Annotated in this window: 10 protein-coding genes and 1 tRNA gene; 10 read left to right on the top strand and 1 reads right to left on the bottom strand. The window is 28.7% G+C overall.

Translation table 11 applies throughout. The annotated features are described in order from the left end of the window. Positions 1-217: 217 nt before the first annotated feature. The 7 genes from ASHG_RS06720 (at position 218) to ASHG_RS06690 (ending at position 8,482) form a co-directional block, all read left to right on the top strand. Positions 218-1,150: a P1 family peptidase gene (locus ASHG_RS06720; RefSeq protein ID WP_040398494.1), complete on the top strand. Its 933-nt coding sequence runs from the start codon at positions 218-220 to the stop codon at positions 1,148-1,150. Positions 1,151-1,249: 99 nt separating this feature from the next. Next, positions 1,250-1,534 carry a 30S ribosomal protein S6 gene (gene rpsF, locus ASHG_RS06715; protein ID WP_040398493.1) on the top strand — a complete coding sequence of 95 codons (285 nt, stop codon included), beginning with the start codon at positions 1,250-1,252 and terminating at the stop codon, positions 1,532-1,534. Next, positions 1,535-2,062: a single-stranded DNA-binding protein gene (locus ASHG_RS06710; RefSeq protein ID WP_040398492.1), complete on the top strand. Its 528-nt coding sequence runs from the start codon at positions 1,535-1,537 to the stop codon at positions 2,060-2,062. Between the two features lie 15 nt (positions 2,063-2,077). After that, positions 2,078-2,302 carry a 30S ribosomal protein S18 gene (rpsR, locus tag ASHG_RS06705; RefSeq protein ID WP_040398491.1) on the top strand — a complete coding sequence of 75 codons (225 nt, stop codon included), beginning with the start codon at positions 2,078-2,080 and terminating at the stop codon, positions 2,300-2,302. 89 nt (positions 2,303-2,391) lie between these two features. Beyond that, positions 2,392-3,315: a tRNA modification radical SAM protein MnmL/YtqA gene (gene mnmL, locus ASHG_RS06700; protein WP_040398489.1), complete on the top strand. Its 924-nt coding sequence runs from the start codon at positions 2,392-2,394 to the stop codon at positions 3,313-3,315. Continuing rightward, the gene (locus ASHG_RS06695) at positions 3,300-3,905 is read left to right on the top strand and encodes an isochorismatase family protein (RefSeq protein ID WP_040398487.1); all 606 of its coding nucleotides are present in this window, start codon (positions 3,300-3,302) and stop codon (positions 3,903-3,905) included. Before mnmL ends, ASHG_RS06695 begins: the two co-directional genes overlap by 16 nt. Before the next feature lie 317 nt (positions 3,906-4,222). Beyond that, positions 4,223-8,482: a 2-hydroxyacyl-CoA dehydratase gene (locus tag ASHG_RS06690; RefSeq protein WP_040398485.1), complete on the top strand. Its 4,260-nt coding sequence runs from the start codon at positions 4,223-4,225 to the stop codon at positions 8,480-8,482. A gap of 30 nt (positions 8,483-8,512) precedes the next feature. On the opposite strand, the gene ASHG_RS06685 is transcribed toward ASHG_RS06690, so the two are convergent. Continuing rightward, positions 8,513-9,220: a glycerophosphodiester phosphodiesterase family protein gene (locus tag ASHG_RS06685; RefSeq protein WP_040398484.1), complete on the bottom strand. Its 708-nt coding sequence runs from the start codon at positions 9,218-9,220 to the stop codon at positions 8,513-8,515. A gap of 205 nt (positions 9,221-9,425) precedes the next feature. Between ASHG_RS06685 and ASHG_RS06680 the strand changes: the two genes are divergently transcribed. The 3 genes from ASHG_RS06680 to ASHG_RS06670 all read left to right on the top strand — a co-directional run bounded on the left by ASHG_RS06680 (position 9,426) and on the right by ASHG_RS06670 (position 13,356). Then, positions 9,426-9,515, top strand: a tRNA-Leu gene (locus tag ASHG_RS06680). Positions 9,516-9,775: 260 nt separating this feature from the next. Beyond that, complete coding sequence (locus tag ASHG_RS06675; RefSeq protein WP_040398483.1) at positions 9,776-11,572, top strand: oleate hydratase; 1,797 nt, start codon at positions 9,776-9,778, stop codon at positions 11,570-11,572. A 365-nt stretch (positions 11,573-11,937) separates the two neighbouring features. Then, positions 11,938-13,356 (top strand): aspartate ammonia-lyase, encoded by a 1,419-nt coding sequence (locus ASHG_RS06670; RefSeq protein WP_040398481.1) that lies wholly within the window; start codon positions 11,938-11,940, stop codon positions 13,354-13,356. The last annotated feature ends 3 nt before the right edge of the window (positions 13,357-13,359 follow it).

Genomic DNA, 13,359 nt, shown 5'->3' with positions numbered 1-13,359 from the left:
TTATCTGCTCGAGATGGGTTATTGTTGTATTTATTTTTAGGCTAAAGTTTAAGTTGATAATAAAAATAAATAGTATTTTAGGAGATTAAGAATTTATTTTTTTTAAAGTAACTAAGCTAAAAACCCATCTCGACCTTGTGGAGAGATCTCTTGATGGCTATTAGCTGAAGAAAATAAAGCTTAATTTATTAAATATAATTTTTAACAAGGAGAAAGAATGTATAAGGGATACATTACCGACATCGAAGGAATAAAAGTTGGTCATGCTCAAAATTTTGATGGGGGAACTGGTCTTACGGTATTAATTCCTCCCAAAGGAAATACTGCAAGTGTTGATGTAAGAGGGGGAGGACCGGGAACTCGTGAAACTGATTTATTAAATCCTGTAAATACTGTAAGTGAAGTTTCAGCTCTTGTTTTATCTGGAGGTTCCTCCTATGGCCTTGCAGGTTCAATTGGAGTTGTTGAGGAATTGGAAAAAGATGGAATTGGTTTTAAGGTTCCAAGCGGAATTGTTCCCATAGTTCCCCAAGCAATTTTATACGATTTGGATTATAAATCTTATAAAATTAGACCAGATAAAAAAATGGGAAAGGAAGCTTATAAAAATGCAAGTTTTGATGAAAATCGTCAAGGAATAATTGGGGCAGGATGTGGAGCTACAGTTGGAAAGGCCTTGGGGAAAGAATTTTCTATGAAATCAGGACTTGGTTCAGCCACAATTTGTGTAGGAGATTTAAAAGTTTCTGCAATAGTTGCTGTAAATGCTATGGGGGATATTTTTGATGATGAAGAAAATAAACAAATTGCAGGAATTTTAAAAAATAATAAATTCATTCCAACTCTTGAAGTTTTAGAAAAAATTTCTGAAAAAAATTCTTTAAACACTACAATTGGAATTGTTGCAACAAATGGTAAATTTAATAAAACTGAGCTTAGAAAAATTGCTTCAATGACTCACAACGGTTATGCCAGAGCAATAAGACCAGTTCATACTATGATGGATGGAGATACAATTTTTTCTCTTGCAACCAATAAAGTAAAGGTAGATTTAAATCTAGTAGGAAGTTTAGGGGCAAAAGTTATGGCTCGTGCGATTGCAAATGCAATTTATTTTTCAAAAATAGAAAATTCAAGTGAATTTATTTAAGAAATTTATTGACTTTTTAAATAGATTATAGTAACATAGATAAGAATTCTCTACTCCGACTTTTAGATCGGGGTCAAAGACCAAAGGGAGGTGAATAAGATGAATAACTACGAAGCAGTATTGATTTACAAACCAGAAGTTTCAGATGAAGAAAGAAATAAATCTTTAGAAATCTTCAAAGGTATCATAGAAGATAAAGGAGAAGTAGAATCTGTAGATGACTGGGGAAAAAGAAAACTTGCATACGAAATCAATTATATCAAAGAAGGATATTATTATATCGTTGATTTTAAAGCTAGTGGTGACCACATCAAAGAATTTGAAAGAAGATTAAGAATATCTGATTTAATTCTAAGATTCATGGTAATCAGAAAAGAGGACTAAATGAATAAAGTTTTTCTTATTGGAAGACTTACAAAAGATCCAGATTTAAGATATACCCAATCTGGACAAGCAGTTGTTAGTTTTTCATTAGCAGTTGATAGAGGTTTAAGTAAACAAAAAAGACAAGAAATGGAATCAATGAATCGTCCAACAGCTGATTTTCCAAGAATTACAGTATGGGGAGTACAAGCTGAAAATGTATCAAGATATCTAAAAAAAGGAAATCAATGTGCGATAGATGGTAGAATCCAAACAGGATTTTACCAAGATAAAGATGGAAAAATGGTTTATACAACAGATGTTGTAGCAGATAGAGTTGAATTTTTGGAATCAAGATCAGAAGGTCAATATCAAAATAACAACAATCCAATGAATCAAGATAATGGTTTTGGAGATATGAACCAAGATAGATCTTACAATAATTCAAATAATTTCCAACAAAATAACAATCAAAACATGAATAATAATGATGACTTTTTTGACGATGACTTTACAGAAATTGAAGACGACGGAAGAATTCCTTTCTAATTTTAGGAGGATAAAATGCGTAGAAATTTCAGACCAAGAAAAAAAGTCGATCCATTTGTCAAAGACCCTTCAAAAGTAATAGATTACAAGGATGTTGATACTCTAAAAAGATTTATTTCTGATAGAGGAAAGATCCTTCCAAGAAGAGTTACAGGACTAAATGCGAAACATCAAAGAGAAATTACAAGAGCAATCAAAAGAGCTAGACAAGTAGCTTTATTGCCATACGAAGATAATTAAAGATAAATAAAAATAAAAACTTTCAATAAGCAAGCAAAAGACACTCACTCTAGAGTGTCTTTTTTTTTATATAAAAGTAAAATAGAACTATGGAAATAAATAAAAAAAGATATAAGGATTTAGATTCCTATTTTAAAAGAAAATTTAATAAAAAAATAATAAAAATACCCCTTGATGGTGGTTTTACCTGCCCAAACAGAGATGGAAAGATTTCAAATAAGGGATGTATTTATTGCTCTGAAAATGGGGCAGGAGATTTTACAAGAAATGATGATTTGAATAAGCAAATTGATTATCAAGTTAAAAGATTAAGAAAACCAGAAAGAAGAGAAGGATACATTGCGTATTTTCAAAATTTCACTTCAACCTATGGCAATATCGAAAGAATTAAAAAATTATTTTATGGGGCTATTGAAAATCCTCACATTATGGGAATATCTATTGCAACTCGTGCAGATTGTCTTTCAGATGAAGTTATTGAATTACTTGATGATTTGAATAAAAAAACTTTTCTAATTGTTGAGCTTGGACTTCAATCTGTAAATAAAAAATCTATAGAATTTATAAATAGGGGCTATACTCATAAAGAATTCGACCAAGGTCTTTTGAAATTAAAAGAAAAAAATATAAAAACTTTGGCCCATATTATAATAGGTCTTCCCAATGAAAATATTGATGATTTTTTAAATGACATTTATTATATAAATGAAAGAAAATTTTGGGGTATTAAAATTCATAATCTTTATATAGAAAAAGGCTCAAGAATTTATGATTATTATTTGAAAAATCAAAATCAATTTACTATGACTTTGGATGAATACGTTTCATATGTTATACTTATTTTGGAGAATTTAAATCCAAATATAGTAGTTCAAAGACTAACAGGCGATGGACGTCGTGATAGGATTATTTGGCCTACTTGGTCAAAAAACAAAGCAAGAGTTTTGTCGACTATAGATAAAAAATTAAAAGATGAAAACAAAAATCAGGGGGATTTATGGAAAGAGAAATAGGAAATTTTTATATTGAAGGCTATAATTTTGATACAAAAACTTATGATAGCAAGGAAAATACATTATTATTAGTAATTGATCTTCAAGAAAAATTGATGCCTGCAATTTATGAATCTGAAAAAATAGTAAGAAAATCATCAGCACTTTTAAAGGTATTTGATATGTATGGAATAAAAAAAATAGCGACTGAACAATATCCAAAAGGACTTGGTCAAAGTGTGGATGATATTAAAGAATTTCTAGATCAAGATCACATTTTTTCAAAAACAAGTTTCGATGCAATAACTGATGAAGTTTTTTCATATTTAAAAGAAAATAATATTACAAATGTAGTAATTACAGGAGCAGAAAGTCATATTTGTGTGTTTCAAACTGTTAGAAGATTGTTATTTGAAGGATATAAAGTTTTTGTAGTTGAAGATGCTGTTTCAAGCTTTAATAAAGAACAAAAAGATTTAGGATTAAAATCTATTTCAGATATGGGTGCAAGCCTTGTAAATACTGAAATGATTATGTTTGATTTGGCAAGTAATGCTAAGGATGAAAATTTTAAAGAAATTTCTAAAATGGTAAAAGATTTGAGAAAATAAATTGAGCCTTCTTTGTGAAGGCTTTTTTTGTCTTTATTTTTATCATTTTTTATAGTATATAATTTCTAAATAATCCTTGATAATTTTATAAATTTAATCTATTATATATTGATACGAGTTAAGATATTTTTATAATTTAATATATAAATTTTAAAATATTTTACAAAAAAATCTTTATTTAATTTATTAGATAAAACCGACTTTTTTGCTTGTATTTACTTTTTATTGGAATAAAATATATATGATAGGATTTTATATAAATTCTATGTTGATTTTAAATATAAAATAAATTTTTAATATATAGGAAGGGAAAGTGTATGAATTTACATATGGGACTTGATGTCGGCTCTACGACAGTAAAGATCGTTATTACTGATGATAATTTTAACACTCTTTATTCTGTCTACAGAAGACATAAATCAGATGTAAAACAAACAGTTACAGATGTTTTAAATGAAGCTTATGATAGGTTTAAAGATGATTTTTTGACAGTTAATGTTACAGGATCCGGTGGGATGTTTGTTGAAAAATATTTGGGAATTAATTTTGTTCAAGAAGTTATTGCCGAAACAAAGGCTATAAAAGAATTTATTCCCCAAACTGATGTTGTAATTGAACTTGGTGGTGAGGATTCAAAGATAACTTATCTGAAAGGTTCAGTTGAGCAAAGAATGAATTCTATTTGTGCTGGTGGTACTGGCGCTTTTATAGATCAAATGGCAGCATTACTTGATACTGATGCTTCAGGTCTAAATGATTTGAGTAAAAATTATAAAAAAATTTATCCTATAGCAAGTCGTTGTGGAGTTTTTGCAAAAACTGATATTCAAGCTTTAATGAATCAAGGAGCAAGCAGAGAAGATATAGCTATTTCTGTTTTCCAATCAGTTGTAAATCAAACAATTTCAAATCTTGCTTGTGGTAGGCCTATTAAAGGAAATGTAACTTTTTTGGGTGGACCTCTTCATTTTCTAAAAGCTCTTAGAGATAGATTTATAGAAACTTTAGGAGAAGAAGAAAATAATTTTTATATTCCAGATGATGCGCAAATTTATGTTGCAAAAGGTGCTGCGATTTTATCAAAAAATGAAAATCCTATTTCTTATAAATCACTTATTAAATCTTTAGAGGAAGATAAAAAAGTTGATATGGAAATGACTAAAAAAATGGATAGGCTTTTTGAAGATGAAAAAGAGTATCAAGAATTTAAGAAAAGACATGAGACTAATCTTGTAAAATATAGAAATATTGAAGATTATGAAGGAGAAATTTACCTAGGAATAGATGCAGGCTCTACTACTTCAAAAATTGTCCTTATTAGTGAAGATAATGAAATATTACACCAAGATTATAGGATGAATCTTGGAAAACCACTTGAAGTTGTAATTTCTATGCTAAAAGATGCTTACAAAAAAATTTCACCAAAAGCTAAAATTGTTTCATCAGGAATTTGTGGTTATGGGGAAGAATTTATTAGAAAGGCTCTTCATATTGATAATGGAGAAGTGGAAACTATTGCTCATTATTCAGCAGCTAATTTTTTTGATCCTAATGTAGATTTTATTTTGGATATTGGTGGCCAAGATATGAAGGCTATGCATATAAGAGATGGAATAATAGATTCAATCCAATTAAATGAATCTTGCTCATCAGGATGTGGATCATTCTTGTCAACTTTTGCAGCAAGTGTAGGACTTTCAGTAGAAGAATTTCAACAAAAAGCTCTTTTTGCAAAAGAACCAGCAGATTTGGGTTCAAGATGTACAGTTTTTATGAATTCAAAAGTAAAACAAGCTCAAAAGGAAGGATCAGATGTTTCTGATATTGCAGCAGGACTATGCTATTCAGTAATAAAAAATGCTATCCAAAAAGTTATAAAAGTTCGTGATCCAAAATCTTTAGGTGAAAATATAGTTGTTCAAGGTGGAACTTTTTATGGAGATGCAATTTTAAGATCTTTTGAAAAATTATCATCAAGAAATGTAACAAGACCTGAAATTTCTGGACTTATGGGAGCTATGGGTATGGCTTTGATTTCCAAAGAAAAATCAACAGGTCATTCCAAAATTTTATCAGAAGCTGAAATTGATAATTTTACTTACACACAAAAATCTGCAAGGTGCGGAAAATGTACAAACAATTGTTCTCTACAAATAAATATTTTCCCAGACGGATCAAGATTTATTACAGGAAATAGATGTGAAAGAGGAGCTGGAGTAAAACAAGAAGAAACTTTGGCAGATCTTAATATGTACAAATTTAAAAATAAACTATTATTTGATAGACCTACTTTAGGAGATAAAAATATTCTAGGTAAAGTTGGTCTACCAAGGGTTTTAAATATGTACGAAGATTATCCTTTCTGGCATGAATTTTTCACATCTCTTGGTTTTGATGTTGTTTTGTCAGACAAATCAAGTAGAGAAATTTATGAAAAAGGAATTGCAACAATTTCATCAGAAACTGCTTGTTATCCAGCAAAAATCACCCACGGTCATATAGAAAATTTATTGGAAAAAAATATAGATATTTTATTTTATCCAGCAATTTTTTATGAATATAAGCAATTTGATAGGGCACAAAATCATATGAATTGCCCAGTTGTATCAGGATATCCTGATGTAATTAAAAATAATGTAGACGGCTTAAAAAATGTTAAATATATGGCACCATATCTTTCATTTGAATCTGAAAAAATTATTGGAGATAGACTTGTAGAAATTTTTGAAGGATATGAACATAATGGATTTGTTTTAAAGAAAAATCAAATAATAAATGCAGTAAAAAATGCTTGGACAAAACAAGCAGATTATCATGAAGATATTAGAAAAAAGGGAAGAGAAATACTTGAATATGTTCATGTAAATAATGAAAAAGCCATAGTTCTTGCAGGTCGTCCTTACCATATAGATCCTGAAATAAATCATGGAATTCCAGAATTGATTGAGTCTATGAGAATTCCAGTTTTATCGGAAGATGCCCTTGCTTATTCTACAGAAGATTTGGAAAATAAGACTAGAGTTTTGGATCAATGGTCATATCATGCAAGACTATATAGGGCAGCAGAATTTGTAGGAAAAGATCCTTGTCTTCAATTGGTTCAATTAAATTCATTTGGTTGTGGGCTTGACGCAGTAACAACTGATCAAGTTCAAGATATTTTAGAGGCAAATGGAAAGATTTATACACTTTTAAAAATTGATGAAGTTTCAAATCTTGGAGCTGTAAAAATTAGAATTAGATCTTTAATTCAAGCTTTAAGCCAACAAAATAAAGAAGATATTCATCTAAGAAAAAGAGAAGATAAGATTTCTTATAAAAACCATGAATTTACAAAGGAAATGAAAGATGAAGGCTACACAATTCTTGCTCCACAAATGGCAAGAGAGCATTTTCAAATTTTAGAAAAACTTTTTAATGGAAATGGATATAATGTTGAATTTTTAAATAAAGTTGATGAAAAAGTTATTGATAATGGTTTGAAATATGTAAACAATGATTCTTGCTATCCATCAATTACAGTTGTAGGTCAATTTATGGAGGCTGTAAATTCTGGAAGATATGATCCGGATAAATTAGCACTTTTAATGACTCAAACTGGAGGAGCTTGTCGTGCATCTAATTATGTTGGCTATATAAGAAAGGCCTTAAAAGATGCAGGCTATCCACAAATTCCTGTAATTGCCTTATCAGCCCAAGGAATAGAATCACATTCAGGTTTTGACCTTAAAAAAGTTTCAAATATACCACTTTTAATTAATTCAATTAGGTCTTTACTTTTAGGAGATTTAATAAATAGGGTTTCAAATGCAACTAGACCTTATGAGAAAGAAAAAGGATCTGTTAATAAATTAAAAGAGAAATGGATTGAAATCTGTAGAGATAATATTATTAAAATGAGTTCAAAAACTTATAGAAAAATTATAAAAGACATTGTAGAAGAATTTGACAATGTTGAAATTTTGGATATCAAAAAACCAAAAGCAGGAATTGTTGGAGAAATTCTTGTAAAATATTTACAAGAAGCAAATAATCACCTTCAAGATACTTTAGAAGAAGAAGGAGCAGAAGTAATTGTTCCAGATTTAATGGACTTCTTTATGTATTGTTTAAAAAATACAGAAATAAAAAAAGATTTATATGGAAAAAGTCCGTTGGCGGCATTTTTTGGAAAAACTGCTATAAATACAATTGAAATTTATAGGAAACCAATAAGAAAAGCCTTAAAAAATTCAAAAAGATTTTCAGAACCTGTTTATATAAATGATGTAGTAGATTTTGCTAAAGAAGTTACAAGCATAGGAAATCAAGCAGGAGAAGGTTGGCTACTTGCAGGGGAAATGGTAGAATTAATCCATCAAGATGCTCCGAATATTGTTTGTATTCAACCATTTGGTTGTCTACCAAACCATATTACAGGAAAAGGTGTAATGAAAAAAATAAGAGAAATTTACCCTCAAGCAAATATTGTAGCAATTGACTACGATCCGGGTGCAAGTGAAGTAAATCAAATCAATAGAGTAAAATTGATGATGAGCCAAGCAAGAGAAAATCTAAAAGAAAATGTTCATGCATAAAATATAAATAAAAAATCTAGCAAAATTTTGCTAGATTTTTTTTATAAATTTTTCAACATGATTTGTAATAATTCCATTTGGATTTAAAAGTTCTAGTTTCTTATAATCTTCCTTTTTATTTGAAAACCAAATATTAGTTAAAACACCCATCTCTTTTAAATCTATAATTTCTTGAGGACTAATAGCTGTATTTTTTGGATGGTAATACTGCAAATTCAAATCTTCACAAATATTTTTTATATTATCAATCTTTTTGCTAGTTAAATAAGCTAGAGGAATTTTTGTATCAATTTCTCTTATTCTTTTTAGTGAATTTAAATTAAATGAAGAAATAAAAACTTTATCAACCAAACCATACCCATAAATTTTTCCCATCAAAAGTTTTTCTATATTTGGATATTCTATTACATTAGTTTTAATCTCTATATTTGTTAAAACGTCCTTATCTTTAAAAAAAGAAAAATATTCATCTAAATCTGAAATCCTAATATTTTCAAAATCTTTATTATAAGAAAAAGAATATTTTTGTAATTCTTCTAGGCTATGATCTTTAATAAATCCATTTCCATTGCTTGTTCTATCAATTTTTTCATCGTGAATTATAATTAACTCATTATTTTTAGACAAATGAATATCAAGCTCAATAGCATAAACTCCCATTTCATAAGCTTTTTTGAAAGCAAGCATTGTATTTTCTGGATAAAGGGAAGAAAAGCCCCTGTGTGCAATAATTTTCATAAGACCTCCTTTTTTGTATATTACCCTTAAATAAAAAATTGAAAAAATATTTGATAAATTTCATTTTATTATATTCTTAAATGCAGAAAACTAGGATATATTATAATAAAATATATTAAAAATAAATAAAACTATTCACAGCTTATAAAAAAATTATAAAAAATTGACAAGGATAATATAAATTGGTATTATATAAGGGTAGCTTGCAGGATTGGCGGAATTGGCAGACGCGCAAGACTAAGGATCTTGTGTCCGATTTTAGGACGTGGAAGTTCAAGTCTTCTATCCTGCACCAGATTTAAGCACTCAAAAGTGAGTGCTTTTTTTGTACATTTTTTTAATTGTGATTTATTTTTGTGATTTTTATTAGATTAATTAATTTATAATTAATGAACAATTTTTAAACATAATTTTTTGGTATAAATAATTTATAGAAAATATTTAGGTTTAATATGTATTGATTAAATCTTAATATATATATTTAATAGTGTTTATTATATTTTAACTGATAAATTTTACCAGCTAAAAATTCATCTTATAAAAAGGATATATATTATGATGAAAAATTCTTATGATGACAGAGTGAAATTTGTAAATGGTAATTATCATTCTCTTGTAAAAGCAAGAAAACCAAAAGATATTGATAAGAAGAAGGCTTATATTATAGGTACTGGCCTTGCAGCTTTATCTGCTGGAGGATTTTTGGTAAAAGATGCCCATATGAAAGCAGAAAATATTACTTTTTTAGAACAATTAGATTTGCCAGGTGGAAGTTTAGATGGGGCTTATAAAGAAGAACACATGGGATATGTTGCCCGTGGTGGAAGAGAAATGGGTCACCATTTTGAAATTTTATGGGACCTTTATAGCGCAGTTCCTTCTTCCGAAAATCCAGATGAATCTATTTTAGATCATTTCTTTTATACAAATTTGGATGATCCAAATTATAGTAAATGTCGTATAATTCATGAAAATGGAAAAAGATATGATGAAGAAAAATTTAATTTAAGCGACAAAGCATTAAAAGAAATAATTGATCTTACTATTACTGCTGATGAAAAATTAGTGAATAAACAAATTGATGAAGTCTTTAGTGATGAAACTTTAAATAGTGATTTTTGGATTTTATGGAGATCAATGTTTGCTTTCCAAAATTGGAATTCTGCTTTAGAAATGAAACTTTATTTGAATAGATTTATCCATCATGTTGGAGGCCTTCCTACACTTTCTGCTCTTCAATTTACTCAATATGATCAATACGAATCTATAGTTAAACCTATTGCTAAATGGTTAAAAGATCAAGGAGCAAAATTTGAGTATGGAGTTACTGTAAAGGATATAGATTTTTACCTAAGTGATGATAAGAAAATGGCTACAAAATTAGTCATGGAAAATAGTAAAAAAGAAGATAAATCTATTGAATTAACTGAAGATGATTTGGTATTTATAACTAATGGTTCAATGACAGAATCTTCAAGCTATGGTGATGATAATACTCCAGCTACTCTTTCTGCAGATCTTGGTGGAAGTTGGGAATTGTGGAGAAATATTGCTTTAAAATCTGATGAATTTGGTCATCCAGATAAATTCTGCCAAAATGTTGAAAGAACAAATTGGGAATCATGTACAGTAACAGTTCATGGGGGAGAAGTTATTGATTATATTGAAAAAATAACTCAAAGATCACCTTATACTGGAAGAACTGTAACAGGTGGAATTGTAACAGTAAAAGATTCAAATTGGTTAATGAGTTGGACTATTAATAGACAACCTCAATATGTTGGCCAACCAAAAGATGATGTTTGCGTATGGGTTTATGGATTATTTTCAGATAAAAAAGGAAATTATATAGAAAAAGCTATGAGAGATTGTACAGGTAAGGAAATTACAAAAGAATGGTTGTACCATATTGGAGTTCCAACTTCTGAAATTGATAGACTTGCAGAAGATTGTTCAGCAATTCCTGTAATGATGCCATATATAACAAGTCATTTTGAACCACGTGAATTTGGTGATAGACCATATGTTGTTCCAAAAAATGCAGTTAACTTTGCCTTTTTAGGACAATTTGCTGAAACTTTAGATAGACCTGGAAGAGATACAGTATTTACGACAGAATATTCTGGAAGAACTGCAATGGAAGCTGTTTATGCATTATGTCATGTAGAAAAGGGAATACCAGAAGTTTATGCATCAAGATATGATTTAAGATATTTGATGAATGCTGCAAGTGCTCTAAATGATTATCAAAAACCAGATCTTCCAATTCCAAAATTAGTTCAACATAATTTGAAAAAAAGAATTAAAGATACAGATATTGAAATAATGTTAAAAGAAAATAATTTAATTTAACTAAAGATAACTAAAAACTGGTGAAAATTTTCACCAGTTTTTTATATTAAATTTAAAATAAAAAATAATAATTTGAGAAGTATCAACTAATGAAATAATTAGTTATATTTATATTTATCAGGAAAAGCTTTTACTAAAATCATTTTCTTATAAATTTTATTTAAATTTTTAAAAAAATTTGAGTTTTTAATATGGTTAAAGATTGAATTATTAATACTATAAGTTACAACTTATTAAAATAATTATGAATTAGTAATTTTACTTAAAGAAACGTTTTCTATATAATTATATTTGAAAATAGATACTAATATTTATTATAATTGAAGAGGATTCAAAAAATTTAAGTGAATTTATGGAGGTTGAAAATGACTAAGTTTCGTAGAGAACATGATTCTGTAGGTGAAATGGATATTTTAGAAAATGCCTATTATGGTGCAAACGCTAAAAGAGCAGAGGAAAATTTCCCAATTACAGGTCTAAAAGCTGATGATAAATTTTTAGATGCTATGGTTGAAGTTAAAAAAGCTGCAGCTATAGAAAATGAAAAGTTAGACCTTATATCAACAGATCAAAAAGATGCAATTATTTATGCTTGTGACAAACTTTTGTCAGGAGAATATAAGGATAATTTTATAGTTGATCCAATCCAAGGTGGAGCTGGAACAAGTTACAACATGAATACTAATGAAATTATTGCAAATATTGCTAATGAACAACTTGGTGGAGCTCTTGGAGTTTATGATAAGGTTCATCCAAATGATGATGTTAATAAGGGACAATCTACAAATGATGTTATTCCTACAAGTGGTAAAATTGCTCTTGTTAGATATTTTATGGAACTTAAAGAAGAATGTGAAAAACTTTTAGAATCTTTTGATAAAAAAGCAAAAGAATTTAAAGATGTTTACAAAATGGGACGTACTCAACTTCAAGATGCAGTTCCAATAAGCTTAGGTCAAGAATTTAATGCTTATCATTCTGTTATAAAAAGAGATTATAAGAGAATGGAAAAAGCAATCGAAGCTTTATCAAGCGTAAACCTAGGAGCAACTGCAATAGGAACCGGCCTTAATGCTGATGCTACATATGTAAATGAAATAGTTGATGTATTAAAAGAAGTTACAGGTCTTGATTTAAAACAAGCAGAAGATTTAGTTGATGGAACACAAAATTTGGATGGATTTTTATATGCATCATCAATCTTAAAAACTTTTGCAGTTTCACTTTCAAAAATTTCTAACGACTTAAGATTAATGTCTTCAGGTCCACAAACAGGAATTGGTGATATTAACTTGCCAGTAAGACAAGCAGGATCTTCTATAATGCCAGGAAAAATTAACCCTGTTATACCAGAAGTTGTAAGCCAAGTAGCTTTTGCAGTTTGTGGTAATGATACTACAGTAACTATGGCAGTTGAAGCTGGACAATTAGAACTTAATGCTTTTGAACCAGTCATTTTTTACAAACTTTTTGAATCTCTAAGAGCTTTAAAAGGTGCAATCTATACTCTAAGAATTAATTGCATAGATGGAATCACAGCTAATAAAGAATTATTATTAGAAGAAGTTGAAAAATGTGTAGGACTTGTAACAGCACTTGCTCCACATATTGGATATGAAAAATCAAGTAAAATTGCTCACAGAGCACAAGATACAGGAAAAACTGTAAGAGAGATTGTTCTTGAAGAAAAATTATTAAAAGAAGAAGAACTTGATAAAATATTAGACTTCAAAAAAATGATTACACCTGGAATCTTAGAAGAGGATAAATTGGATGAAAAATAAATA

It is taken from the genome of Anaerococcus senegalensis JC48, from assembly GCF_000321005.1.
Taxonomy (GTDB): domain Bacteria; phylum Bacillota; class Clostridia; order Tissierellales; family Peptoniphilaceae; genus Anaerococcus; species Anaerococcus senegalensis.
This window is presented reverse-complemented; position numbering and strand designations above follow the sequence as displayed.